Annotated in this window: 23 protein-coding genes; 14 read left to right on the top strand and 9 right to left on the bottom strand. The window is 63.2% G+C overall.

Annotation, left to right across the window (positions count from 1 at the left end):
- Positions 1-24: 24 nt before the first annotated feature.
- Entirely contained in the window at positions 25-702 is a 678-nt protein-coding gene (locus EN845_RS26820) for a sugar transferase (RefSeq protein ID WP_127275990.1), read from the bottom strand.
- Positions 703-1,303: 601 nt separating this feature from the next.
- Here EN845_RS26820 and EN845_RS26815 point away from each other — a divergent pair.
- Positions 1,304-1,579, top strand: coding sequence for an exopolysaccharide production repressor protein (locus EN845_RS26815; RefSeq protein WP_127872979.1), 276 nt, complete (start codon positions 1,304-1,306; stop codon positions 1,577-1,579).
- Between the two features lie 19 nt (positions 1,580-1,598).
- Here the strand turns inward: EN845_RS26815 and EN845_RS26810 are convergent, their stop codons facing one another.
- The 6 genes from EN845_RS26810 to EN845_RS26785 all read right to left on the bottom strand — a co-directional run bounded on the left by EN845_RS26810 (position 1,599) and on the right by EN845_RS26785 (position 7,433).
- The gene (locus EN845_RS26810) at positions 1,599-3,443 is read right to left on the bottom strand and encodes an ABC transporter ATP-binding protein (RefSeq protein ID WP_127872980.1); all 1,845 of its coding nucleotides are present in this window, start codon (positions 3,441-3,443) and stop codon (positions 1,599-1,601) included.
- Positions 3,436-4,413 (bottom strand): serine kinase, encoded by a 978-nt coding sequence (locus EN845_RS26805; protein ID WP_127279244.1) that lies wholly within the window; start codon positions 4,411-4,413, stop codon positions 3,436-3,438. Before EN845_RS26805 ends, EN845_RS26810 begins: the two co-directional genes overlap by 8 nt.
- Positions 4,410-6,353, bottom strand: a complete 1,944-nt coding sequence (locus EN845_RS26800) for a lasso peptide isopeptide bond-forming cyclase (protein ID WP_127279243.1) — start codon at positions 6,351-6,353, stop codon at positions 4,410-4,412. The genes EN845_RS26805 and EN845_RS26800 overlap by 4 nt, the downstream gene beginning before the upstream one ends.
- Positions 6,350-6,742, bottom strand: a complete 393-nt coding sequence (locus EN845_RS26795; RefSeq protein WP_245511808.1) for a lasso peptide biosynthesis B2 protein — start codon at positions 6,740-6,742, stop codon at positions 6,350-6,352. The genes EN845_RS26800 and EN845_RS26795 overlap by 4 nt, the downstream gene beginning before the upstream one ends.
- A 106-nt stretch (positions 6,743-6,848) precedes the next feature.
- Positions 6,849-7,148 carry a PqqD family protein gene (locus EN845_RS26790; protein WP_127279241.1) on the bottom strand — a complete coding sequence of 100 codons (300 nt, stop codon included), beginning with the start codon at positions 7,146-7,148 and terminating at the stop codon, positions 6,849-6,851.
- A gap of 132 nt (positions 7,149-7,280) precedes the next feature.
- Complete coding sequence (locus EN845_RS26785) at positions 7,281-7,433, bottom strand: lasso peptide (RefSeq protein WP_127279240.1); 153 nt, start codon at positions 7,431-7,433, stop codon at positions 7,281-7,283.
- A gap of 509 nt (positions 7,434-7,942) precedes the next feature.
- Between EN845_RS26785 and EN845_RS26780 the strand changes: the two genes are divergently transcribed.
- The 8 genes from EN845_RS26780 to EN845_RS26745 all read left to right on the top strand — a co-directional run bounded on the left by EN845_RS26780 (position 7,943) and on the right by EN845_RS26745 (position 16,353).
- Complete coding sequence (locus EN845_RS26780) at positions 7,943-9,073, top strand: nucleotidyltransferase family protein (protein ID WP_127872982.1); 1,131 nt, start codon at positions 7,943-7,945, stop codon at positions 9,071-9,073.
- A gap of 65 nt (positions 9,074-9,138) precedes the next feature.
- Positions 9,139-10,161 (top strand): glycosyltransferase family 2 protein, encoded by a 1,023-nt coding sequence (locus EN845_RS26775; RefSeq protein ID WP_127872983.1) that lies wholly within the window; start codon positions 9,139-9,141, stop codon positions 10,159-10,161.
- Positions 10,162-10,460: 299 nt separating this feature from the next.
- Positions 10,461-10,862: a hypothetical protein gene (locus EN845_RS26770; protein WP_127872984.1), complete on the top strand. Its 402-nt coding sequence runs from the start codon at positions 10,461-10,463 to the stop codon at positions 10,860-10,862.
- 143 nt (positions 10,863-11,005) lie between these two features.
- A complete protein-coding gene (locus EN845_RS26765) occupies positions 11,006-11,872 on the top strand; it encodes a family 16 glycosylhydrolase (RefSeq protein WP_127873040.1) in 867 nt (288 codons plus the stop codon).
- Positions 11,873-11,921: 49 nt separating this feature from the next.
- On the top strand, positions 11,922-13,253 hold the full coding sequence (locus tag EN845_RS26760; protein ID WP_127872985.1) for a UDP-glucose/GDP-mannose dehydrogenase family protein: 1,332 nt from the start codon (positions 11,922-11,924) through the stop codon (positions 13,251-13,253).
- A 49-nt stretch (positions 13,254-13,302) separates the two neighbouring features.
- Complete coding sequence (locus tag EN845_RS26755; protein ID WP_127872986.1) at positions 13,303-14,745, top strand: GMC family oxidoreductase; 1,443 nt, start codon at positions 13,303-13,305, stop codon at positions 14,743-14,745.
- Between the two features lie 13 nt (positions 14,746-14,758).
- The gene (locus EN845_RS26750) at positions 14,759-15,208 is read left to right on the top strand and encodes a hypothetical protein (protein ID WP_127872987.1); all 450 of its coding nucleotides are present in this window, start codon (positions 14,759-14,761) and stop codon (positions 15,206-15,208) included.
- Between the two features lie 65 nt (positions 15,209-15,273).
- On the top strand, positions 15,274-16,353 hold the full coding sequence (locus tag EN845_RS26745; protein ID WP_127872988.1) for a glycosyltransferase: 1,080 nt from the start codon (positions 15,274-15,276) through the stop codon (positions 16,351-16,353).
- 26 nt (positions 16,354-16,379) lie between these two features.
- Here the strand turns inward: EN845_RS26745 and EN845_RS26740 are convergent, their stop codons facing one another.
- The gene (locus tag EN845_RS26740; protein WP_127872989.1) at positions 16,380-17,402 is read right to left on the bottom strand and encodes a phosphoribosyltransferase family protein; all 1,023 of its coding nucleotides are present in this window, start codon (positions 17,400-17,402) and stop codon (positions 16,380-16,382) included.
- Between the two features lie 53 nt (positions 17,403-17,455).
- On the bottom strand, positions 17,456-18,952 hold the full coding sequence (locus tag EN845_RS26735) for a lipopolysaccharide biosynthesis protein (protein WP_127872990.1): 1,497 nt from the start codon (positions 18,950-18,952) through the stop codon (positions 17,456-17,458).
- A 184-nt stretch (positions 18,953-19,136) separates the two neighbouring features.
- Between EN845_RS26735 and EN845_RS26730 the strand changes: the two genes are divergently transcribed.
- From EN845_RS26730 to EN845_RS26710, 5 genes are all read left to right on the top strand, one after another.
- Positions 19,137-20,309 carry a glycosyl transferase family 1 gene (locus EN845_RS26730; protein WP_127872991.1) on the top strand — a complete coding sequence of 391 codons (1,173 nt, stop codon included), beginning with the start codon at positions 19,137-19,139 and terminating at the stop codon, positions 20,307-20,309.
- Between the two features lie 15 nt (positions 20,310-20,324).
- Complete coding sequence (locus EN845_RS26725) at positions 20,325-21,314, top strand: glycosyltransferase family 2 protein (protein ID WP_127872992.1); 990 nt, start codon at positions 20,325-20,327, stop codon at positions 21,312-21,314.
- Positions 21,314-22,264 (top strand): glycosyltransferase family 2 protein, encoded by a 951-nt coding sequence (locus tag EN845_RS26720; RefSeq protein WP_127872993.1) that lies wholly within the window; start codon positions 21,314-21,316, stop codon positions 22,262-22,264. The genes EN845_RS26725 and EN845_RS26720 overlap by 1 nt, the downstream gene beginning before the upstream one ends.
- Positions 22,254-23,222 carry a glycosyltransferase family 2 protein gene (locus EN845_RS26715; RefSeq protein WP_127872994.1) on the top strand — a complete coding sequence of 323 codons (969 nt, stop codon included), beginning with the start codon at positions 22,254-22,256 and terminating at the stop codon, positions 23,220-23,222. Before EN845_RS26720 ends, EN845_RS26715 begins: the two co-directional genes overlap by 11 nt.
- A 74-nt stretch (positions 23,223-23,296) precedes the next feature.
- Complete coding sequence (locus tag EN845_RS26710) at positions 23,297-24,193, top strand: UTP--glucose-1-phosphate uridylyltransferase (protein ID WP_127279770.1); 897 nt, start codon at positions 23,297-23,299, stop codon at positions 24,191-24,193.
- Positions 24,194-24,249 lie beyond the last annotated feature (56 nt).

Here is a 24,249-nt window from a genome sequence, read left to right as displayed (position 1 = left end):
GGATGGCTGGGTCAGCCCGGCCGATCAATAAGAACCGCGTGACATCCAGACGGCCGGCACGGTCCTGATGATGATGCGAACGTCCTCGAACAGCGACCAGTTCTCGACATAGTGGCGATCGAACGCGACGCGGCTGTCATAAGAGACATCGTTGCGGCCGCTGACCTGCCACAGGCCGGTCAGGCCGGGCCGGGACTTCAGATAATAGACAGCCGCGCTGCCGTAGATTTCCAGTTCGTCGCGGACCACCGGGCGAGGCCCGACAAGGCTCATGTCGCCCTGGAGGATGTTGATGATCTGCGGCAACTCATCGAGGCTGAGCTTGCGCAGGACCGCTCCGACGCGGGTGACGCGTGGATCGTTCTTCAGCTTGCGGGTCGCTATCCATTCCGCATTGGCGTCTGGATTGGTCGCAAGATAGGCGGCCAGCACCTTGTCCCCGTCGGGAACCATGGTGCGGAATTTGAGGCAGGAGAACAGCCGTCCGCCGCGCCCGATTCGGCGGTGACCGTAAAAAATCGATCCGCCATCGGAGAACTTGACCAGCAATGCTATCATGATGAACAGCGGGCTGAGCGCGATCAGCCCAGCCAGCGAACCGGCGACATCAAAACTCCGCTTGATGAGACCGCCGATCGGCGGCGGAAAGTCGGTGTCAGCCTGCGAAAAGCCCGCCGTGGCCGACTTGGCAATATCCCTCATACGGAAACTCCATGCGGTGAACGAATGGTTGACCGCACGATATCAAAAAAATGCTGCAGCGCAACACACAATTTCCCATCCCATTGAAATAGTCGCGTCATGAATTGACTAAATAGTAAGCTCGCTCTGCACAAATTTCGAAATTTTTAGCACATTTGTGACAATAAATGGGCAAGGATAAAAAAATCCGGACATTTTTGAGGCGATTCCTAGGCGACGCGTTCTCGGCGTCGAGGGGCGGAACATATAAGTGCTTTAGGAAGGTGCCATATTTGAAACTATTCACATAAAATACTGCTTAATATTATGGATTGTACTCGCACTTTATAACGGCTGCAGGTTGAGTGAAATGCGGCCGTGTGCGTTGCAGCATGGCAGAGTCGAGCGCGTAAGCTGATTCAAAAATATGTGCGGTTGCCCTTGCCGCCTTCTGCTCGCCTTAATAGAATTGCAAATTATACCTGTCATGGTGGCGACAGGTTGAAAGGCCGGAAGCAACCGGTCGGCAGCGGGTGACTTAACAAGCCCGCATGACAAGGGACGGCGCTCGGGTGGGGCTATCGATTGGATATAACCCGAGCCGGTTTATGGGCTGTTGGGTATGTCGCTTCCAAAATTCATCCTTGGGATGCTTTTCGCGCTCGCGATCGTCGTTGCCTGGTCGTGGCTGGGTGGGGCTTCGCTCGGCACGACACTGCTGCGTGTCGTCATCTGCGCGGTGGTCATCCAGGTCGGTTATTTCGCGGTCGTCTACGCCATGATCGCCAGGAGCGAGCCGACGCCGGCCGACAGGCTGCGCGAAGCCGAGAGAAAGAAGAAATCCACCGAAGTGCCCGAGGGCGAGAAACTTGGCAGCGCCCGGCGGAGCCTGCATTAGGCGCAAGGCGCACGCCGGGTCAGGCCACGTCCGCTGGTTCGGTCTCCGACTGTTCTCCCGACAGCATCCTGGACAGCCGGCTCCCCGGCTTCGCCTTCAGGCGCCGATATTGCCCGACTTCCACGACACGGCCGTCCTCCATTGCCACCACCCAGTCGGCGAAGGCGATCATCGACGGCCGGTGAGCGATTGTCAGGATCGTCATTGAGCCGCGCAGGCCGTCGATCGACTTGGCGATAAGTGACTGGTTCTGCCAGTCGAGCGCGCTTGTTGCCTCATCCAGGATGAGCAGTGAAGGCTTGCGCAGCAGCGCGCGCGCCAGCGCGATGCGCTGACGCTCGCCGCCCGACATGCGCACGCCGCGGTCGCCGACCACCGTCTCCAGTCTGAGGTCGAGCCGTTCCACGAATTCGCCGGCATGCGCGGCGCGGAGTGCCGTCCACAATTCGTCGTTGCTGGCCTGCGGTGCGGCAAGCCGCAGGTTCGCCGCGATCGTGTCATGCAGCAGGAATACGTCCTGCGGCACGTAGGCCACCTGATCGCGCCAACGGCGGCGGTTGCCGGCATCGACCTCGACGCCATCGACGAGGATCTTGCCCGCGGTCGGCTCGAGCAGCCCGAGCAGCATGTCGGCGATCGTACTCTTGCCTGATCCGGACGGGCCAATCAGGGCGGTGACCTTGCCGGCCGGAAGGCCGAAGGTGACGTCGCTCACCACCGCCTTGCCGGCGCCGCCGTCATAGGCAAAGGAGACGTCGCGAATGTTCAGCCCCGTATCGAGGGCCAGCTTGCGGGCATCCCCGGATTCGATATGGCCCGGCTCGCGCTCGGCGTCGAAACGTGCCTGCAGGCTGCGCATTGCCGTATAGGCGGGCAGGTTGATCAGCACCTGCTGGGCCTGCGTCTGCATGTCCATGAAGCGCGGCGCGATGCGCATGAAGACCAGGAGCAGCACGACGATCTCGGCCAGCGACAGGTTGAAGCGGACCAGCGCCACATAGATGAAGACGCTCAGGCCCACGACGCTCGCCACCTGGAACACGGCGGTGCCGATCGAGCTGTTCCGCACATAAGCGATGTTATCGGCCTTCATCTTTTCGAGCGTGGCCTGCAGCTGCGCGAAATAGCTGCCCTCGACATTCAGGCTCTTGGCCACCTTGATGCCGCCGAGAAATTCCGAAACCGTACGGTACTGGTCCTGGCGATTGCTCGTCAGGATGCGGCCGAAGGCCGTGGCCCGCGAGCGAAACGGCTGCAGCGCTATGAACATCACGATGCCGATGACGACGGCAAACGCCGTCATAACCGGGGAGATGAACATGGAAATCACGAGATAGCCCGCCAGCAGCACGGCGATCTGCACCAACATCAGCAGGGAAAAGGCGGCCCCCTGGACGCGGTCGATGTCACCGGTCAGGGCATGGTCGAGATCGGAGCCGCGCATGCGCGTGAACACGCCCCACCGCGCCTTGCCGATGCTCTCGAACAGGTTCATGCGCAGGCGGTTGATGAAATCGAAGAGCAGCCTTGCCATGTAGACCGACTTGAAGCGGTTGAAGGCTGCCTGCACGGCAACAAGCCCGACCAGCGCGCAAAGCACCGTCGTCAGTTGCAGCGTTCCGCCGGGCACCAGCCAGCGGACGAAATCGATATTCGGCAGCCTGACCGCGAAATCCTGGTCGGCGCGCCCAACCAGGTGCAGCAGCGGAATCAGCAGCAGGATCGAGATGCCTTCGGTCAGGCTGCCGAGGATCAGGAACAACAGCGCCGTCCAGGTCCGCCGCCCGCCGATCTGGGCAATGACGGCGCCAAATGCCGCGACATCGCGAAACAGCGACAGGCTGAAGACCGATGACCTAGGCATCTCCGGCCAATTCCTTTTCGATCAGCGCCACAGCCTCGCCGATCCTGTCGATGCCCGTTGGAACGTCCAGCCGGCACACGCCGACATGGTTAGCGATTGCTGAACAGTGACGAAGGTGCATCGCGGCGAAATCGCCGGAGAGCGCCGCGCGGCCGAAACGCGTCACGTAGGAGAATTTGATGATGGCCGGCAAGGCGGCAATGGAAGGCAAGGGGGTGATCCCAGCCCTTTCGCCACGCTCGAGTATGTAGATCCTGGCCGCCGGCACCCTGTTGCCGGAGAAGGCGCCGTGCAGGCGATGCTGCATCTTCTCGATCGCGGGATGCACTTGCGGCCGCACTTGCGCCTGCCCAAGCGAGATTGCCGCTGCGGCATCGGCGGCAAGCTTGATCTGCGGAAACCCCGGAACGATCATCGGCTGGTTCGGGTTTGCCAGGTCGAGCGCGACGACATCGTCGGTAAGCAGATCGTGTCCGGCCCGGATCAGCGCGCTTGCCGTCGTCGATTTGCCGGCGCCCTTGTCGCCCATGAAGATGGCGCCCCTGCCGGTTACCGCAATGGCGCTGGCATGAAGAACCAGCAGGCCGCGCTGGTGCAGAAGCAGCGCCAGCACCGGCCCCAGCAACGGAAAGGCAAGCAAGGCGTCGTCGACGCCGGGCGCCGGCTGGACATCGATGCGGCGGGCGTCGCTGATCAGGAATGCGCCGACGGCCTCCCAGGCCAAATACTGCCGGCCGGGCTCGAAGCGGAAGACGGTCGCGGCCTCCGCCGAAGGCTTGGGCATATCGATCGGGCCGATGGCGATCTCGATGTCGGCCGACGCCGGGTCCGCCGGCTCCAGTTCGGGCAGGGACACGCCGGATGCGATGATCAGGCCGTAGGCGCGGTAGTAACGTCGTTCTCCCGCGATCCCGCCGCGCCGGGGAAGATGGTCGAGATCGCCGGCGAACGGCTCTTGGCGGGACATCATGCCGGGCTCCCGCCATGCTGGACCTGCCGCAGCCACAGCGACAATGACGCCGAGCGCCAGACATACTGGACATCGAGCGGCGCCACCTGGTCCGGCTGGCGCAACAGCCGCGCATAGGCAGCGGTTACTTCCGGCAGGTTGACATAGGGCGCGATGCGACCCGCGTCGCCAACCAGCAACTGGTCCAGCAGGTCGCGATGGTTGCGCACCATGCCGTTGACGAGATTGGCGGTGAAATCGATCTTGTCGCGCCGCCACTGGACCGCCGCCGGCAGGATGCCCTCCATGGCCCGGCGCAACACGTAGCGGCCAAAGCCGTGACTGAGCTTCTGCTCGCCCGGCAGCCCCAGGCAGAATTCGACCAGCGGCTTGTCCCAGAACGGATAACGCGGCTCGACGCCGAAATTGGCGGCGGCCTTGTCCAGAACCTCGAAAGAGTGCGGGACATAACCGTTGGACAGGATCCAGCGGTGACTGAGAGCATCGCTGGCCTGGACGCCGGGTGGCATATAGCCGGCTCGGTGGAACCGGTCGATGAGCTCGGTTCGCCTGGCAAGGTCCGGATTGATCAGGTCGCGCCAGCTCCGGCCACGCCGCGATTGGGCAGGTTTGCGTATTTTGTTCAGGGCTCGGTTCCCCAACTGCCGCAGCCTGGCGATGCGCCAGGCCGGCCCGTAAATAGTGAGGAACTGGAAATAGAGGCCGAGCGTGCTGTCGCCATAGGTGTTGGAGGCGCTGCGAACCTCGCGCCAGAGGTCCAGCCATCTGCCGCCATTGGCAAGCTCGTGCAGATGGCCATGTCCCTGCGAAACGACCTCGTCGCCGCCATGGCCATCGAGCAGCACCTTGATGCCCTTGGCGCCCGCCGTCCGGTAGATACCGCGTGTCAGCGTCAGGCCCGGCGCCAGGAAGGTGCCTTCCTGTTCCTCCAGCACCCGTTCGAATTCGGCGAAAGGCGCATAATTGCCGACAGGGATCAAGGTCGGGTCGGTCTTCTGCTGATCCAGCACGGCATCGATGAAGGAGCGCTCGTCCATCGACGACCCCTTCTCGAAAACTAGGGAGAAGGTCGGCAGCTTCGGTTTGCGCCCGGCCGCATTTTGCAGCCCGGCAACGCAGGCGATCGAGGAGGAATCGAGGCCGCCGCTCAGCATCGCGCCGACCGACGGACTTCCCCGCATGCGATTGCGGACCGATTGCGAGAACAGATGGGCGAATTCCTCCGCGGCATCCGACCGCGGCACTCGCTGCGATGGCTCGATCTGCCAATACCGGCGCAGCACCAGGCGTTGCGCGGTGACGGTAAGGCTGTGACGCGCCGGCAGGGCGAAGATGTCGCGGTAGGGCGTGGACTGCGGGTCGTCGGGCAACCCGGCCAGGAAGCCCGAAATCCGGTGCTCGCTGAGGTGCGCACCAACCCCGTCGAGGCCGAGCATTGGTCCGATCTCGGAGGCAAAGGCAAAGCGTCGTTCCGCCGCGTGGTAATAGAATGGCTTGACCCCGAAATGGTCTCGCGCGCAGAACAGAAGCTGCCGCTCGGCATCCCAGACGGCAAAGGCAAAATCGCCTTGCAGATGCACGGGGCAGGCTTCACCCCAACGCAGATAGGCCCGCATCAGCAATGCAGCATCGGCGACTGAGCTGTCCCTGATGCCGAGCCTGGCGAGCAGCTCGTCGCGGTTGTCGAGCCGGCAGTCGGCGGTGATGGCGAGCTTGCCGCCGGCCATGGTCAGCGGGCCGGGGCCGGCTTCGTCGGTCGTGTTCAGCCAGGCGTGGCCAAGCGCGATGCCGCTGTCCAGCCACCATGAACTTCCGTCGGGACCACGATGGCGCATGCGCGCCAGCATCTGCTGGATGCCGCTCGCCGCCTCAGCCGGCGCTGGGCCTCGGACCGCTACGGCGTGGCCCTGCCGCAACAGGATTCCGGCCACGCCGCTCATCGGCTGCCGTGGTCGACCAGATGGGCGAAGCCATCAATGGATCCGCCGAGCACGATGTGGTTGTCGCTGACCAGCCAGGCATGCGCCTTCAATTGCTCGCCCGTGCCGCGCTCGATGCCGATGCGGATATTCGACGCATTGCCCTTGCGCGCGAGAAGATATTGGCCCGAAAGCGCCTGGGTCAGGCATGTGGCGCCCGGCACGAACCGCGCGGCCGCTGCGACCCCCCAGGCGACAAGCCGCAACTCGCCCATGCTGGCACATTGGCGCGCGTTGAGCCGTGTCACCATCCTGCGGACGCGGTTGTAGGAGAACACTGTCAGCCCGAGCCGCACGGTCGCGACCACCAGCAGGCAATGGGCCAGGAAAAACGCTTCCGAACCGCTCAAGGCCAAAATCCTGGCCAGGCTCCGCCTGCCAGGCCGCTTCATCGGCGCGGGGGGTCTCTGCGTCACAGGTCTTTGCCGCGCAACCATGGCCTTCTGCGACACCTGCCTAGACGACGGCCTCATGCTCAAGCCTCGCAAGCCCGTTTTCCGCCAGGCCTTTCAGCAATGCGTCGACGTCGCCCTTGCAGCGCTCGGCGTCGACATTGTAGCGAGCGAGGACGGCGCTGCGGATATCGGCGACCGGCTTGGGCTCCTGGATCAGGTCCCAGATGAAAGCGCCGACACCGTTGAGGCTGTAGTAGATATTGGATTTCAGGTTGAGAAGCGCGAGGCCTTCGCCGAATTCGCAGGCCACGGCATCCTTGGTCGCGCTTACGCAATCGCGGTCGGATGGGTTCCAGTTCATCCTAAAACCTCTTTCGCAACACGTTGCCCCGCATCGACAGGCTGGAGGAGTCGGGGATTTTCACCCCCGGCTCCTTCTTATGATTTTTGGATACTGGAGGTTCCAACGTCATCCTCCGGGATCAGGATAGTCTCAAGAGAACGTGAGGTCGCCAATTGGCGTATGTGCGGGGAACGACGCATCGATCGCCGTGCTGCCGCCGCCGCCCTGGGTGATGGTCTCGATCGAACCATGCACGGTCAGGTTTGGCGTTTCGTACTCTTGCTTTTCAACATTCTGTTCCATTGTACTCTCCTATCAAGGACTGGAAACGGCCTGTCGATTACCGTCAGCACTTTCATGCTGCGGCGCAATAGCTGCATAGCAGCATTTATGAGTCAAGTCTCATTTACCCGCCGTTAATCAATTATGGGTTGCGAACGTCACTCCCCGTGTGAGAAATCCGCCCTTTATGAAGGGAAGCTGCTTCACTTCGGCGTTTGCTAGTGACAACACTTTAAATCATTGATTTGGTCATTTTTAAGGGGAATTCCTGAAGGGAAATTCACGCAAGCGATTGATTTTAGATAGCGCTAAACTATATCCCTCTTTCATCTGGCCACCGCCGATAGCACCGCGACGGGGTGTTCCGTCCATCACCTCGTCACCTTCGGAGGAAGCCGGCAAACGCTATGGTTGCAAAATCTTGCACCGCGAAAGGAAAGGCTTTACGGCGCCGCGGTTTTTAAGGATGCTTTGTTTCGCACTTGCAGCATACGCGACGCGCAAACCGTTTTTTGGAGACTGTGCGCTCAATGGCCTTGCCGGAAAGCTCTTATGAACGACTGCGCGCAACCGACTGCGCCGACGAGATCGCCTATGTGCGGGCCTGCTTACGTTTGTATTTCGCGGCGCCCGCCGCCCCGGCCGCCGAGGCGTTGCCCTCGGGCCTTTCGGTCGAGGCCGTCACCGATATCGCCAGGCTGAACAAGGTCGGTGTCTTCGTTCTGAAGGCGCTGGCGCGTGCGCCGGCGCATGAGAGGCCGGGCGAGCTCTTCCAGTGGCTCGAAACCTATCGCAGAAGGACGGTTTCGATGAACGCCGCCTGCCTGATGGATTCGATGGCCATCAACGAGGCGCTGTCCGACCGGCGGATCAATTTCGTCTTCCTGAAGGGGCCGTTCCAGCAGCATCTGCTTTACGACGATCACTTCATGAAGCCTGCGGGCGATGTCGACACCCTGGTCGCGCCGGCCGGGTTCCTGAAGACGCGCGAAGCGTTGCGCTTGATTGGCTACGAGGTGTCGGGCAAGTCGCGTTCGGTCTGGTGGATCCGCTTCCTCGGCGAACAGCACATGGTTCGCGGCAGCGGGCCGAGATCATCCACGGTCGATCTTCATTACCGGCTCCAGCAGCCCGGCTCGCCCAGCCCGCGCGATGCCGACGGGTTCCTGCGGCGGAAACGGTTGGTCGAGATCACCGGCGTCGAGGTCCCTTTCACTTCGGCCGCCGACACACTGATGCTGTCGTGCATCAGCGTCGCCAAGGCCCTGTTCAACCGCGAGCCCTGCGCCGGCTATGTCTGCGATATCAGGGCCAGCGCCGCTCGCCTCGGCGAGGCCGATCAGCAGCGTGTGCTCGATGCCGCGATAGGCCAGGGACTGGACGACACCTTGCTGCTCGGCCTGCGCGCCGCCGACGTGCTGCTGGGCGGCACCGGCACGCTTCTATCGGAGCGGGCCAAGCCGATCCTGTCGCGCATCGGCAATGAGGACCTGCTCAACATGGTCATCGCGCCATGGCTGTCGTCGCTGCGCTGGCCGCAGCGGCGGACTGTGTTGTGGGAATTGTGCGGCCGGGCTCCCGTCCGCTACCTGGCCGAGGCTGGCTGGGCCGCGTCGGCGGACATCAGCCGCCGCATCTTCGAACGGCCGGCCAGTCCATGAGGGCAATGGATATCGAACGTGTACAGGGCGAGGGCAGAACGAAACCTGTGCAAGAGGCAAATTCCATGTCGATGACGAAATCCGAGGTTTGCGTGATCATCGCGGCCAAAAACGCGGCGCGCACGATCGCGGTTGCCATCGCATCCGCGCTGCGCGAACCGGAAGTGGCGGAGGTCGTCGTCGTCGACGATGGCTCTACCGACAATACCGCCGAGGTCGCCCGCTCGGCCGACGACGGCAGCGGCCGGCTCTCGGTGATGCGCCTCGACGTCAATCGCGGTCCATCCTTTGCCCGCAACGCCGCGATCGCCCGCTCACGAGCGCCGTTCGTCAGCATTCTGGACGCCGACGATTTCTTCCTCAATGGCCGGTTTCGCAACCTGTTTGCCGGCGCCGATTGGGATTTCGCCGCCGACAACATCATGCTCATCAGGGATGACGCGACCGGCGACGCGACCAAGATCGTCGCCCCGGATTTTGCCGCCGATCCCGAATTCCTCAATCTCGAACGGTTCGTGGAAGGCAACATCTCCAGGCGCCGCGTGCAAAGAGGCGAACTCGGTTTCTTGAAGCCCGTGATCAGCCGTGCCTTCCTCGACGGCCATGGATTGCGCTACGACGAAAGCCTGCGACTGGGTGAGGACTATGAGCTTTACGCGCGGGCGGTCGCCCACGGGGCCCGGTTCAAGGTCATCCGTTCCTGTGGCTACGGCGCTATCGTGCGAGCCGATTCGCTCAGCGGCCGCCACGAGACGCAGGATCTGAAGCGACTGGCCGATGCCGATCTGGCGCTGCTGGCCATCGACAGCCTGCCGGAAGGGTCCAAGGCGGTATTGCGGCGGCACGAGAGGCATGTGCGCGACAAATATCGGCTGCGCAATTTCCTCGACGTGAAGGCCGAGCGGGGCCTGGCTTCGGCCGCGGCCTATGCCTTCGCAAGCCAATCCAACTTCTTTCCCATCGTCCAGGGCGTGGCATCCGACAAACTCGAGGCGCTGTTTCGCAGCGTTGGCCTCGTGTCCAGGAACAAACACGTGCCGCCGCTGCGTTTCCTGATGGCCGGAACCAGCACGGGCAAGGCACGGTAAGGTGCGGGAGCGTTGGCTCTTGCCGGCCCGCCGCCCGCCCACCACGCAACCATTTCGATCGGATTTATGAGTTTACGAATTGGGTGGTTGCCTCGCGGCTCCGGGGATGGCAGTCTATGTTGCGGTGCAGCAAACTGAACGACCAGCCGAACTGGCCCCCGATCGGACTGGTCCGAAGTCTCTCTTCGGCGGAGGAGTGGACGACGCGGTACGAGTTTTCAGCCCCGGTTGCGGGGATTGGCCAGTGGCCCGGCCAGAAAGCCGGCCCAAAAAGCCAGCGATGACGGGAATTTAAGTTCATGGCCTCGATATTCGGCTTCAGATCAAGGGATCCGGTCCGCGACAGGCAGACCGATGTTGCGCGTCTCGACCGGCTGGCGAAGCTGTTCGAGCAGATCGCGGCCGAAATCGATGCCGAGAAAACCGGCCTGGAGAGCCGCTATCAGAAGGAGGCGACCAACGCGGCTTTCCTCGTTGAAGCCATGGAAAATGGTTCCGCCTCCGACCGCCGCTCGTCCGAGGTCAGCGCGTTGACGCAGTCGATCTTGAACAGCGAGCGCCGCATCGCGGCATTGGCGCGCCAGGGCGGCATGATGCGCGAGCTCCGTCATTCGCTGGATGCGGTCTTCGACGAGAATGCGGACGCCGATTCGCCGGCTGCGGTCGAATCGGCCAGGCAGACGGGAGCCGGCCGAGGGTGAAGGTGGCGGCACGGGACCGTTACGACGGAGGTAATGCAAGTTTGGCAGTCGGGAGGGTGATTGAAGAGGTCAAGGTTGGCCCGTTTGGAAGCGGTTCAAACGTCGACTTTGGGTTGGGGACACAGCGCAAAGGTGAGTTTGTCATGAGTTCGGAACCAAAAACCATGTCCACGACAGCAATCGACGCCCCTTCAATCCGGCATTTCGGCTGCCGGTCCGGTCTGGCGGCCGCTTTGCTGCTCGCCGCTCTTGGCAGCCTGCCGGCAACCCCGTCTCATGCGCAGGATATCCAGTCCGCGCCCTCTTTCGTCGACGATTTCAAAAGTTTCGACCGTGAGCGCTGGTACGTTTCAGACGGCTGGACAAACGGCAGCCATCAAAATTGCACCTGGTCGAAAGGCTTGGTCGAGCTTTCCGACGGCGTTCTTTCGCTCGGTTTCGCGAAGCAGAAGACCAAGGATCGCGAGTTCGCTTGCGGCGAGATCCAGACCAAGCAGCGCTTCGGCTATGGTACCTATGAGGCACGGATGAAAACCGATACGGGCCCCGGCCTCAACGCGGCTTTCTTCTCCTATATCGGCCCGTCCGACAAGCAGCCTTGGGATGAGATCGATTTCGAGATCCTGACCAAGGACACGTCCAAGGTGCAGGTCAACGCCTACATCAACGGCAAGGGCAAGAACGAGAAACTGGTCGACGTGGCCGGCGGCACCGACAGTGCCTTCAACGACTATGCCTTCGTATGGGAGAAGGATAGTCTGCGCTGGTACCTCAACGGTCAGTTGGTGAACACCATCACCTCTCCCGCCAAGCTGCCCAGCCATGCGCAGAAGATTTTCTTCAGCCTTTGGGGCAGCGAGACGATGAAGGGCTGGATGGGAGCGTTCGCCGATCCGGGCCGCAAGCTTTCGCTGCAGGTAGAGCGCGTTGCCTTCACCGCGCTCGGCCAGCCCTGCCAGTTTCCGGAATCGCTGGTCTGCAGCCTAAAAGAGTTGGGAAAGACGAATTGAACCGGCCGGACCGAAAACGGCTCCAGGCCCTGGATGGGAATGAAACCGAATGAACTTGACGGTGTTTGGAATTGGCTATGTCGGCCTCGTACAGGCGGCGGTGCTTGCCGAGGTTGGTCACCAGGTTGTCTGCGTCGACATTGACGCTAGCAAGGTGGAGCGGCTCAACCAGGGCTTCGTCCCGATCTTCGAGCCAGGCCTTGAAAGCATCGTCAGGGAGAACCATGCCGCTGGCCGCATCAAGTTCACCACCGATGCGGCGGCTGCCGTCAGGCACGGCGAAATCCAGATGATCGCGGTCGGTACGCCGCCCGGCGAGGACGGTTCGGCCGACCTCAAATATGTGCTGGCGGTCGCCGAGACCATCGGCCGCGAGATGGATGCCGCCAAGATCGTCGTCGGCAAGTCGACCGTACCGGTCGGGACCTGTGAAAAGGTGAAGGCCAGGATCGCCGAGACGCTGAAGAAAAGAGGCCGCGACGATTTGAGCTTCGACGTCGCCTCGAATCCTGAATTCCTCAAGGAGGGCTCTGCCGTCGCCGACTGCATGAGGCCGGATCGCATTATCGTCGGCACCGACAGCGAGGAAACCGAGGCGGTGATGCGCGAACTCTACGCGCCCTTCAACCGCAACCACGAGAAGATGATCGTGATGGACGTGCGCAGCGCCGAATTCACGAAGTACGCCGCCAACTGCATGCTGGCGACCAAGATCAGCTTCATGAACGAGATGGCGAACCTCGCCGAACAGCTCGGCGCCGACATCGAGGAGGTGCGCAAGGGCATCGGCAGCGATCCGCGCATCGGCTATCACTTCATCTATCCGGGTCTCGGCTATGGCGGCTCGTGTTTCCCCAAGGACGTACGCGCCCTGATCAAGACCGCCGAGGGCGTCAAGTTCGACGCCAAGCTGCTGCGCGCCGTCGAGGAGCGCAACAACGACCAGAAATCCATCCTGTTCGACAAGGTGCATCGCTATTTCAAGGGTAGCCTCAAGGGCAAGACCTTCGCGCTGTGGGGCCTGGCCTTCAAGCCCAACACCGATGACATGCGCGAGGCGCCAGCGCGTGTGCTGATGGAAGCGCTCTGGAAGGCCGGCGCGAACGTGCAGGCCTATGACCCCGAGGCCATGCAGGAATGCCAGGCCATCTACGGGCTGCGCGACGACCTGATGCTGTGCGGTACCAAGGAAGCGGCCCTGCGCGGCGCCGATGCGCTGCTGATCGCCACCGAATGGAAGAGTTTTCGCGCACCGTCCTTCGATGCGCTGAAGGATGCACTGACCACGCCGGTCATCTTCGACGGCCGCAACCTCTACGATCCCAAGGTCGTGGCGCGCCACGGCATCGAATATCACTCGATCGGCAGAATGGCGGCATGAGACCGCTCGACCCTACGGCTGCGCCCGGCGCGGAAAGGAGTTGCAACTGATGGTGCTGGACGTCAAGCCCGAGCAAGTCACCAAGGATCATTTCGATGTTGTCGCGATCGGTTCCGGCTTCGGTTCGGCTTTCTTCCTGCATGAATTCGCCAGGCGGCGTAAGGCGCGCATACTCGTCCTCGAATGGGGCCGTCACAACACGCATCAATGGCAGCTCGACCAGAACGTCAACACCGACATCGACGACGAGACGACCTACAAGACCAATTCCGACAAGCCGTGGAATTACACGATCGGGCTGGGCGGCGGGACCAATTGCTGGTTCGCGCAGACGCCACGCTTCCATCCCAACGACTTCAGGCTGAAAAGCACCTACGGCATCGGCAATGACTGGCCGATCAGCTACGACGATGTCGAGCCGTTCTATTGCGACGCCGAAGACATCATGTCGATCTCGGGCGATCCGGACATGGCGGCGATGCTGCCGCGCTCAAGGCCGTTTCCGCAGCCGCCGCATCGCATGTCGACGCCGGACAGGATGATGAAGGCGGCCCAGCCCGACCAGCATTTCGTCATGCCGACCGCGCGGGCCCGCGTGCCGACCGCGCAACGCAGCTCCTGCTGCGCCAATCTGCGTTGCTGGCTGTGCCCGGCCGATGCCAAGTTCACCGCCAATAATGGCCTGATGCATGTCTTCGAGCATCCCGACGTATCGGTCTGCCTCGGCTCCGAGGTGCGGCGGCTCGACCATGTCGGCGGCACGGTGCGTTCGGTCGCCTTCGTCCATGAGGGCAAGGAATATCAGGCCAGCGGCGACCTCTTCGTTCTCGGCGCCAATGCCATCCAGAGCGCGGCGATCATGCTGCGCTCCGGCCTCGGAGATGAATTCGTCGGGCGCGGCCTGCATGAATCCTATGGCTGGAATTTCGAGGTCTATCTCGACGGCGTCGACAATTTCGACGGCAGCACCATCACCACCGGCCTGAATTTCGGCCTCTATGACGGTCCGCACCGGTCCGAGCATGCGGCGGCCCTGGTCTATTTCGAGAACCGCTGGCAGCACGGGATGCGCGCCGAGAAGGGGCGGCTGCGCCAGGCGCTGCCGCTGGTCGTGGTCACCGAAAACCTGCTCGACCACGAGAATTTCGTCACTCTCGACGAGGACGACAATGCTTTCGTCAGCTTCAAGGCACCGTCGGGCTACGCGGTCAAAGGCATGGCCCGGGCGCTTGAGAAATTGCCTGGACTGCTTGCCCCGCTACCGGTGGAGCGGTTGTTCGACCGCGGGATCCGGCCAACGGAATCGCATGTCCAGGGCACGTTGCGGATGGGCACCGGCCCGGCCGATTCGGTGATCGACAGCAACATGATCCATCACCGGTTGAGAAACCTGGTTGTCGTCGGCACCAGTACCTATCCCAGCTGTTCCTGCGCCAATCCGAGCCTGACCGCGGCAGCTCTGTCCTTGCGGGCAGCGAGCCGGATGGCGTGAGGGGAGGTATGCGATGATCGAAATCACGCGGCGTTCGGCACTGGCCATCATGGCAGGCGGAGTTGCATCGACGGGCGTGGCCTACGCGGCCGTGTCCTCGTTCTCGGACGAGGACCTGGTTCGCGTCACGCTCGAAAAATACCTCGGCAGGCTGAACATGCGCATCGAGCACCTGCAGCAGTTCGTGCTCGAGTTCCGCAACCGCAATCCGGGAATGTTTCCCAGCGAAAAACTGAGCGATGCCGTCACCTTGCTCGAGAAGGCGAAGCTCGGTCAGGCACGCCAGTTGCTGCCAAAACAGAAGCAGCGCGACCTCGGGCATTTCGACCGCTGGGTTGTTGCCGAATTCCACATGCTGACGGACTACGCCTGGCGCGGTTCGCCCAATGATCCCATCCGGTTCACCGGATGGCAGTCATGCACAAATCCGTTCGCGACGCTTGATCCGCCAAAGACTGCCTGAAGCGGCCTTGGACGCGGGCCTTCATGGGCCGAGGCATTGAAATGGATAGACGAGGAGCCGGGATCATGAAAGTTCTCTTTGCAGGCGGCAATGGCTACCCACCGGAGTTCAGCGGCGGCGTCCAGTCGAGCACTCACCATCTGGCACAGCAGTTGATCGAGCATGGGCATGAGGCCGCGGTGCTCGCCGCTCTGTTTGGCGATGGTGTCTTCGGCTTCAAGGCGCGTGCAAAGATGAAGCTGTTGCGCCAGCCCGCGGTCGTCGACAGTTTTCCCGGCTACCCGGTGATCCGGGCATGGTTCCCCTGGGAGGCGGCGGCCTTCGCCGTCAACAGGGTGAAGCCGGATGTCGCGGTGGTCCAGTGTCACAAATCGGTTCCGCTCGGCAAGGCGTTGCAGGCCAAGGGCGTGCCGCTGGTCGTCTATCTCCGCAATGTCGAGTTTCACGAACTGGGAGGCGACCTGCGCGAATTGGGCTCGGCGCTCTATATCGCCAATTCCGAGTTCACCGCGCGCACCTACGCCAGGGAGTTCGGCATCGAGACAACCGTAATCCCGCCGACCATCAATCCGACGCACTACAGCACGCCGACGTCGGGCCAGTTCGTCACCCTGATCAACCCATATGAGGAAAAGGGCTTCGAGCTTGCGGTGCGCATCGCCGGCGCGTGCCCCGAAATCCCTTTCCTGTTCGTCGAAAGCTGGAAACTGGCGGACGATCACCGGGCACGCATCGAGCAGACGATCGCGCCGCTCGGCAATGTCACGCTGGAAAGCCGCACCAGCGACATGAAGACGGTCTATGGCCGCACCCGGATCCTGCTGGCGCCCAGCAAATGGGAAGAGGCCTGGGGGCGGGTGGCCTCGGAGGCCCATTGCAGCGGCATTCCCGTCGTCGGCTCCCGCCGCGGCGGCCTGCCCGAAGCGATCGGCCCTGGCGGCGCGGTGCTCGACTATGATGCTCCGCTCGCCGACTGGGTCGCCGCCGTCAGGCTTTTGTGGAATGACAACAAGGAATATGAGCGGGTCTCGGCCCTCGCGCGCAGCTTCGCCGGGCGGCCGGAGCTCGACCCCGACCGTCAGTTCGTCACCTTCTTCTCGATATTGGACAGGGCGGCACAGCAGAGCGCGCGCCAGGCCGCTTAGTCAAACAGCGACCCGATCGCGCCGCGTCAGGCTGGGCGCTTGACCCGGTTCTTCAGCGTTTCATAGCCGCGCGCGCCAAGCAGGGCGCGGGCGATGGTCTTGGCGGCGCTCTTGCGGCCTTCTTGCGAGTTGACCTGGCGCAGCCTTGCCGGCAGGTTCCGCGCGGCTTGGCCCAGGGCCGGAAGCGACAGCGCATCGGGAAAACTGACCATGTGCGTTTCGACACACAGGACCGGTTTGCCCGACAGTTCCGTGATCCTCAGCGCCTGGGCATGCTCGCTTTCGATGAACAGGATGGCATCGGATTTGCGATAGAAATCGGCCTTGAAACTGCCATGCGCGCCAAGCCGCTGGCGCTCCGCCTTGCTCGGCAGATCGAGCATGATGAGCTTGTCGTACTGGATCTCGTGCTTGGCCAACCACGCCTCGGTCAACGCACGGTATTTCTCGAGCCGGCTGGTGACCAACCAGCCGATCTTTTGGGTCACGGCATGAAGCGGCCGCGCCTCGCTCAGGAATTTTTCATAGGCCGGCCCGTCGTCGTTCTCGGCCTCGGTCGGATCGAGACACAGCACCCCGTCTATGTCGACGCAGCATTGCGCCAGGAATTTGTGATGCATGAAGTTCCACTGGAACATGCGCGGATGCGGAACGACCTCGAACACCAGATCGGTCTCCTGATGCTCGGGCTCCAGACCGAAGACGGCGGCAAAGGTGTAGTCGGCCTCGATGCCGGCGCCCTTGATGCGGGCACGGGCGTCGCGCATGGCATTGCCGCCGGAAACGCTGTCGTCGATCACCAGCACCTTGCGCATGTCCGAGACTTTGCGGTCGAGTGCGGCCCTGCGCTTGGTGATGCCTGACGTGTAGACCCGGCCTTCCAGGAAGCTATCCAGGTCGGTCATCGGAATGTTCGCCGCAAGGCTGACCAGCGTCGCGGCCAGCACGCCGCTTCTGGGAACGCCGACCACCAGGTCGATGTCGCGCGGCAGCCGGTGAAGGTTGCTCACAATCGCGTCGTTCATGTCGGAGATCGATCGGTAGTGCATGGATCAGGCCTGATGCTCGGGTGGGATAGGGTTAGACGACAAAGGCGCCGAAATTATTGCGCCTCACGCGGCGTCGCCGCCGGCGTTCTTGCAGGCAGCATTTTCAAGGCCTCCCGCAAGGCTTCGCGTCCGGCCGCGAATGCCAGCGCGACGACGATGGTGATCGCGTAGGCCAGGATGGCGCCGCTGGCCAGGGCAACGACATGCTGCTGCGGCAGCATCGGCTTGACCAGCCAGACCGCGCCCAGCGCCAGATGCGCGCCAAGCACGAACGGCGTTGCCGCGCGCAGCACATGGCCGGCTTGCAGCGGTCCGCTCCTGCCGACATAGAGCCACAGGAAGGGCGTGCGCAGATACTCGCTGACCGCATAGGCGACCGCCACGCCGAGCGCGTCGTAGGGTAGGCCGAGCGCGAAGGCAAGCACCGAGGTCACCGCCGTGATGATGCCCCAGCGCATGAAGTCTCCGGAGCGGCCCTGGCTGACGAAAAGCCAGCCCGCCGGATTGTTGAGCGGCTGCAGCAGGCCGGCAAAGCCGAGCGCCAGGAAGATCGAGGCGCTGGCGCGCCACTGCTCGCCGAGCACGAAGGGAATCAGCACATCGGACATGGCGGTGGCGAAAGCGACGCCGGGCAGCGCTACCAAAAGGATCAGCGGCATGACGCGCAGATAGGCGCTGCGATAGCGGTCCGGCTCGTCCTTCAGCCGCGACAGCGCCGGCACCATCACCTTCGACAGCGGATTGGTGATCTGGCTGAGCGGGAACAGGAGCAGCTTGTAGGCACGGTCGTAAAGGCCGAGCTGGGCCTCGCCCCAGTATTTGCCGATCAGCACGTTGTCGAGATTGCGGGCAAAGAAATTGGCGAAATTGAAACCGGTGATGCCGGCGCCGAAATTGATCAGCTCGCTGATGCCCGCGACCTTGCGCGGCATGCCCGGGCGCCAGCGCGAGCTTGCCCAGTAACAGAGCGTCGGAAGCACCGCCCCGGTCAGCGTGCCGGCAAACAGCGCCCAGTAGGAGCGGTCGATGAAGGTCCAGGCAATCGATACCGCCAGACCCGCCACGGCCCCGGCGACGTCGATGATCGCCAGGCGGCCGAACTGCATGCGGCGCGTCAGCAGCGCCAGATGCTGTGCGCCCAGGCCGTAAGCCAGGATCTGCAGCCCCAATGCCGCCACCAGGCCAGCGACACGCGGCTCGCCGTAGAAGGCAGCGACCAGGGGTGCCGCGCCCGCGAGCACGCAGGCCAGGATGGCGCTGACGGCGACGTTGATCCAGAAGAGGTAGTTCACCTCCTCGTGCCGGATGCCTGTCTTCTGGATCGTCGCCTGGGTCAGGCCGAAATCCTGGAACAGGGCGATGAAGGCGAGCACCGGCGCACACATGGCCACGACACCGAAATCCTGCGGCGACAAGAGCCGCGACAGCACGATGACGGATATGATCTGCGTGGCGACCCGCACCGACTGCGCCATGGCGGTCACGACGGCGCCGCGGCCGACCGATTTGCGCAGAGAGCCTTCCGGCGGATCGAATGGATTGGCTTCCAAATTCAGGATTCCTGATCTTTGCGCGGATTCCGGGGCCCGAAATCCACAACCGCCGCCGACCACAAACTACGGCAATAATTTTGCAGTGCAACAGAAAACGTGGATCGCCGTGCCAAAAATGTTGCGATGCAGCAAGAGCTGTACTAGGCTTTCCCTGGGTGGGTCAAACAGCGGTCGAGTTTTCATGCTGCATGTCTTGTACCTGGTGCACGATATTTCCGACCCGGCGGTTCGCCGACGGATCACGATGCTCCGGACAGGTGGCGCCCGGGTCACCCTGGCGGGCTTCCGCCGTACCGCCGCCCCTGTCGCCGATATCGAAGGATTGCGGCCCATCGACCTTGGCGCGACGCGTGATGGCCGATTCGCGCAGCGCCTGACGGCGGTGGCGAAAGCAGCGGTATCGATAGGTTCGAAGCTCAAGCGCATGCCGAAGCCGGATCTCATCATCGCGCGCAATCTGGAAATGCTGGCGCTGGCGCGCCGGGCAAGGTCGGCTTTCGGCGCCGCGGTCCCGATCGTCTATGAATGCCTCGACATTCACCGCCTGGTGCTCCGCGATGATGCTCTGGGCAAGGCGCTGCGCGCCACCGAGCGCCATCTGGCGCGCGACGTGAAGCTGCTGGTGACCAGTTCGCCCGCCTTCATCGCCAATTATTTCAGGCCCTTCCGCCAGGTCGCGGCACCGGTGGAACTGGTCGAGAACAAATATTTCGAGGCAGCGGCTGTTCTGCCTGGCGAGCCTGAGGCGGTCGAAGGACCCGTAGCCCCGCCATGGCGGATCGGCTGGTTCGGGGCGCTGCGCTGCCGCCGCTCGCTCGAACTGCTTGCCGGGTTCACGCGCCGCATGGAGGGCCGGTTCGAGATCGTGCTGCGCGGCCGTCCGGCACTTTCCGAATTCCCGGATTTCCATGCCTTCGTTGAGGCCGAACCTTATCTGTCGTTTGGCGGGCCGTATCGCAATCCGGAGGACATGGCGGCGATCTATCAGGACGTCCATTTCTCCTGGGCGATCGATTTCTTCGAGGAGGGACAGAACTCCGAATGGCTGCTGCCCAACCGCCTTTATGAAGGCTGCCGCTTCGGCGCGGTGCCGATCTCGATGGACAACACCGAGACCGGACGGTTCCTGCGGCAGCGCGATATCGGCGTTTTGTTGCCGCAGGCCACGCCCGAGGCGTTGGAAACCGCGCTTGGCGGGATGGAGCAGCACCGTTTCGGCAGGCTGAAGACGCGCGTGCTGGCCCACAATCCGAGAATGTGGAGCTACGATCGCGGCGACTGCAGCGCCCTGGTCGAAAAACTGCGCCGCCTGACCACCATGCGCGAGCCCCTCGCAGCCGAAGCCTTGGCATAGGATGGACATCGCCCGATGACGCAAGCGCTTGCCCCCAGCCTGATCGTGATCCCATGTCTCAACGAGGCAACCCATATCGGTGCGCTGCTCGACCAGCTCTGCCCGGCGGCGGAACGGCTTGGCGCGCGGATCGTCGTTGCCGATGGCGGCAGCACCGACGGCACGCTCGCCATTGTCGGCGAGCGCCAGAAGAACGATCCGCGCATCGTGCTGCTTCACAATGAAAAGCGCATCCAGAGCGCCGCGATCAACCTGGCGGTGGCCAGATTTGGCGAGGGCGCGCACTATCTGATCCGCATCGATGCCCATGGCGGCTATCCGGAAGACTATTGCGACCGGCTGGTCGAGGAGGCGCAGGCCACCGGTGCCGATTCGGTCGTGGTTTCGATGCTGACCAGCGGCAGCGGCACCGTGCAGAAAGCGGCGGCGGCGGCGCAGAATTCCAAGCTCGGCACCGGTGGCTCGAAGCACCGCCACCTCTCCGCCGGAGAATGGGTCGACCACGGCCATCACGCGCTGATGCGGATATCGGCCTTCCAGGCCGTCGGTGGCTATGACGAGACGTTCAGCCACAACGAGGATGCGGAACTCGACTATCGGCTGAGGCAGGCCGGCTACAGGATCTGGATGAGCGGCAGGACGCAGATGGTCTATTATCCGCGCACCTCGCTGCGCGGCCTCTATTTCCAGTATCTCGGCTATGGCCGCGGTCGGGCCAAGAACGTGCTGAAACATCGGGTGATCCCGAAGGTCAGGCAGATGGTGCCGCTGGCGGTCTTCCCGGTGGTCCTTCTCGCGGCCTTCTCGTTCGTGCACTGGATTGCGGCGCTGCCGCTGCTGCTGTGGGTGGCGGTGTGCCTGGGCTACGGCCTGGTGACGGCCATCGGCCAGCGCAATGCCGATATCGCGCTTGCCGGCGTCTCGGCGATGGTCATGCATTTCGGCTGGTCCGTCGGCTTCTGGCTGCAGCTTCTCGGCCTCGGCGCACGGCGGAGGGCGGTGTGATGGCGGTTGAGACCAGGAACCGCCGCATCGACATCGGCGTGTGCACGTTCCGGCGGCCGGAACTGGCCGAGACGCTGCGCTCGCTTGCCGCGCTTGCCATGCCTGACGGCTTCGAGGTCGGCGTCATCGTCGCCGACAATGACGACACGCCAAGCGCCAGGGAGTTGGTGGCGACGCTGTCACGGGACTTGAAGCTGACGGTCCGCTACCGGCATTGCCCGGCGCGCAACATCTCGATTGCCCGCAACGCTTGCCTCGATGCCAGCGAAGCGGATTTCCTGGCCTTCATCGACGACGACGAAACCGCCACCGCCCGCTGGCTGGCCGAGCTGGTCGCGACAGCTGAGGAAAGCGGTGCAACAGCCGTGCTCGGCCCGGTGCGCGCGCTTTACCGTCCGGATGCGCCGGACTGGATGCGCCGCGGCGATTTCCATTCCACCTTGCCGGTACGAGTGCGCGGCGAAATCCGCACCGGCTACACCTGCAACGTCCTGCTGCGCATGGGGTCGGACAGCCTGCGCGGCCGCCGCTTCAGCCTGGCGCGCGGCCAGACCGGCGGCGAGGACACCGAATTCTTCGACCAGATGCACAAGGCAGGCGGCCGGATCGCGTTTGCGCCGGAGGCATGGGTGGATGAGGCCGTGCCACGGGCCAGGGCGGCATTCGACTGGCTCAGCCGCCGCCGTTTCCGGGTCGGCCAGACGCACGGCCATCTCCTGGGCCGCGACGCCGGCGGCATTGCACGGGTGAAGCAGGCCGCCCTTGCCGCGGCAAAGGCCGCTTATTGCTTTGCCGCCGCCCTTCCGGTTGTCGCCAGCCCGATACGCAGGAACCGCAGAGTGCTGCGCGGCATCATGCATGTCGGCGTCGTCAGCGGCCTTGTCGGCGTTCGCGAACTGCGCCTCTACGGCCAGCCTTCACCAGGGGAAGGAGGCAAGCGTGCGGCCTGACATTTCCTCCGTTCCCGATGTTTCTTTTGTGATTGCCGCCTACAACGCCGAGGCAACCCTCGATCGGGCGATCGCCAGCGCCATCGCCCAGAAGGGTGTCAGCTTCGAGATCATCGTCGTCGACGACAAGTCCCGTGACGGCACCCTCGATGTGGCGCGGGCCTATCCCGAGCACATCGTGCGCGTCCTGGCGCTGGACAAGAACAGGGGCCCCGGCGGGGCCAGGAATGCCGGGCTCGACGCCGCCCGGGGCAGGTGGATCGCGGTTCTCGATTCCGACGACGCCGTCTTTCCCGGCCGTATCGCCGCCATGATCGGCCGCGCCGAAAGGGCGAACGCCGAGATCGCCGTCGACAATCTCCAGGTCGTCCGTGAGGACGGCGTGGTCGAGGACGCGATGTTCCCGCGCCAGTATCTGGAAGGCCTGGGCGAGATTTCGTTGGCCACCTACATCGCCGGCAATGTCGTCTTCGAATCGAAATTCAATCTCGGCTACCTCAAGCCGATCTTCCTGCGCAGTTTCCTCGACGAAAACCGGCTGCGTTATGACGAGGAACTGAGGATCGGCGAAGACTACATCCTTTTTGCCGAAGCCCTGGCCATGGGCGGCAGATGCGTGGTCGAGCCTGATATCGGCTATGCCTATCATATCCGCAGCGGTTCGATCTCGCGCGTGCTCGAGCCTCATCATGTCGAGGCGATGCGCAAGGCGGATGCCGAATTCGCGCAAACCCATCGGATGGACGAGGAGGCCCAGGCAGCCTTCGCCCGGCGCGGCCGCAGCTTGCGCAAGGCGGCCTCATTCCTGGCGATGGTCCAGCACATCAAGGCGCGGTCCCCGCTCAAGGCGATCCGGACGGCGCTCAGCGACCCGGCGGCGGTCAGGCACATGGGCATGCCGATCGCCGTGCGGTTGCGACGAGTAGCGGCACAGTTTGCCGTGGGGGTGGGGAGGTGAAGATGCAGGCACATGGAGGGATTTTTCGTGGCCTGTGAATGGACTGAAGTCGATCTCCTCAGAAGGAATTTGCGATGAAGAAAATCAGGAAGGCCGTGATACCGGTGGCGGGGCTTGGAACAAGGTTTCTGCCGGCGACCAAGTCGATGCCGAAGGAAATGCTTCCGGTGGTCGACAGGCCCGTCGTGCAATATGCGGTGGACGAGGCCTTCGAGGCCGGGATCGAGCACATCGTCTTCGTCACCGGCCGCAACAAGGCGGTCATCGAGGATTATTTCGACCTTCATCCGGAACTGATCGGAACCCTGGAGCAGACCGGCAAGAAGACACAGCTGGAAGCGCTCGAAAGCATGCTGCCGGTGGCCGGCGCCACCTCTTTCATCCGGCAGCAATCGCCGCAAGGCCTCGGCCATGCCGTCTGGTGCGCGCGCGAGGTCATCGGCAACGAGCCCTTCGCCCTGCTTTTGCCTGACATGGTCTCCTTCGGCGGTCGCGGATGCCTGGCCGAGATCACCGACCTCTATGCCGAGACCGGCGGCAACGTCATCGCCGTCGAGCGCTGCGATCCCACCGAGACCAACAAATATGGCATCGTCGGCCGTGGCGCCGACATTGGCGGCGGCTTCGAGGTGACGGCCATGGTCGAAAAGCCCGCGCCGGCCAACGCGCCGTCGAACTTCTACATCAACGGCCGCTACATCCTGCAGCCCGAGATTTTCCAGCTTCTGGGCAACCAGCAACGCGGCGCCGGCAATGAGATCCAGCTGACCGACGCCATGGTCCGCCTGTCGCAGGAGCAGCCATTCTTTGCTCAGCCTTTCAAGGGCCGCATGTTCGACTGCGGTTCCAAGGAAGGGTTCATCCAGGCCAATATCGCCTTCGCGCTGGCGCGCGACGACATGAAGGGCCCGGTTTTCGAGATGCTCCGGGAGTTCGTCCGGACGCATGAACGCCAGGAAGAAGCCGCATAATGCCCATCTTTCGGGAGTATTGTCGGGTGGCTGACGGCGGAAGGGCCGGCCGGCTC

Origin of the sequence: Mesorhizobium sp. M8A.F.Ca.ET.202.01.1.1 (assembly GCF_004791595.1) — a bacterium.
Taxonomy (GTDB): domain Bacteria; phylum Pseudomonadota; class Alphaproteobacteria; order Rhizobiales; family Rhizobiaceae; genus Mesorhizobium.
The sequence above is the reverse complement of the archived record's forward strand: the minus strand, read 5'-3'. Positions and strand labels throughout refer to the sequence as shown.

Bases quoted from the DNA above. Each gene is read 5' to 3' on its own strand.
- EN845_RS26755 (WP_127872986.1), top strand. From the start codon at position 13,303: ATGGTGCTGGACGTCAAGCCCGAGCAAGTCACCAAGGATCATTTCGAT.
- EN845_RS26760 (WP_127872985.1), top strand. From the start codon at position 11,922: ATGAACTTGACGGTGTTTGGAATTGGCTATGTCGGCCTCGTACAGGCG.
- EN845_RS26765 (WP_127873040.1), top strand. From the start codon at position 11,006: ATGAGTTCGGAACCAAAAACCATGTCCACGACAGCAATCGACGCCCCT.
- EN845_RS26775 (WP_127872983.1), top strand. From the start codon at position 9,139: ATGTCGATGACGAAATCCGAGGTTTGCGTGATCATCGCGGCCAAAAAC.
- EN845_RS26745 (WP_127872988.1), top strand. From the start codon at position 15,274: ATGAAAGTTCTCTTTGCAGGCGGCAATGGCTACCCACCGGAGTTCAGC.
- EN845_RS26820 (WP_127275990.1), bottom strand. From the start codon at position 702: ATGAGGGATATTGCCAAGTCGGCCACGGCGGGCTTTTCGCAGGCTGAC.
- EN845_RS26730 (WP_127872991.1), top strand. From the start codon at position 19,137: ATGCTGCATGTCTTGTACCTGGTGCACGATATTTCCGACCCGGCGGTT.
- EN845_RS26785 (WP_127279240.1), bottom strand. From the start codon at position 7,433: ATGGAACAGAATGTTGAAAAGCAAGAGTACGAAACGCCAAACCTGACC.
- EN845_RS26810 (WP_127872980.1), bottom strand. From the start codon at position 3,443: ATGCCTAGGTCATCGGTCTTCAGCCTGTCGCTGTTTCGCGATGTCGCG.
- EN845_RS26720 (WP_127872993.1), top strand. From the start codon at position 21,314: ATGGCGGTTGAGACCAGGAACCGCCGCATCGACATCGGCGTGTGCACG.
- EN845_RS26805 (WP_127279244.1), bottom strand. From the start codon at position 4,413: ATGATGTCCCGCCAAGAGCCGTTCGCCGGCGATCTCGACCATCTTCCC.
- EN845_RS26740 (WP_127872989.1), bottom strand. From the start codon at position 17,402: ATGCACTACCGATCGATCTCCGACATGAACGACGCGATTGTGAGCAAC.
- EN845_RS26710 (WP_127279770.1), top strand. From the start codon at position 23,297: ATGAAGAAAATCAGGAAGGCCGTGATACCGGTGGCGGGGCTTGGAACA.
- EN845_RS26750 (WP_127872987.1), top strand. From the start codon at position 14,759: ATGATCGAAATCACGCGGCGTTCGGCACTGGCCATCATGGCAGGCGGA.
- EN845_RS26770 (WP_127872984.1), top strand. From the start codon at position 10,461: ATGGCCTCGATATTCGGCTTCAGATCAAGGGATCCGGTCCGCGACAGG.
- EN845_RS26790 (WP_127279241.1), bottom strand. From the start codon at position 7,148: ATGAACTGGAACCCATCCGACCGCGATTGCGTAAGCGCGACCAAGGAT.
- EN845_RS26815 (WP_127872979.1), top strand. From the start codon at position 1,304: ATGTCGCTTCCAAAATTCATCCTTGGGATGCTTTTCGCGCTCGCGATC.
- EN845_RS26780 (WP_127872982.1), top strand. From the start codon at position 7,943: ATGGCCTTGCCGGAAAGCTCTTATGAACGACTGCGCGCAACCGACTGC.
- EN845_RS26800 (WP_127279243.1), bottom strand. From the start codon at position 6,353: ATGAGCGGCGTGGCCGGAATCCTGTTGCGGCAGGGCCACGCCGTAGCG.
- EN845_RS26725 (WP_127872992.1), top strand. From the start codon at position 20,325: ATGACGCAAGCGCTTGCCCCCAGCCTGATCGTGATCCCATGTCTCAAC.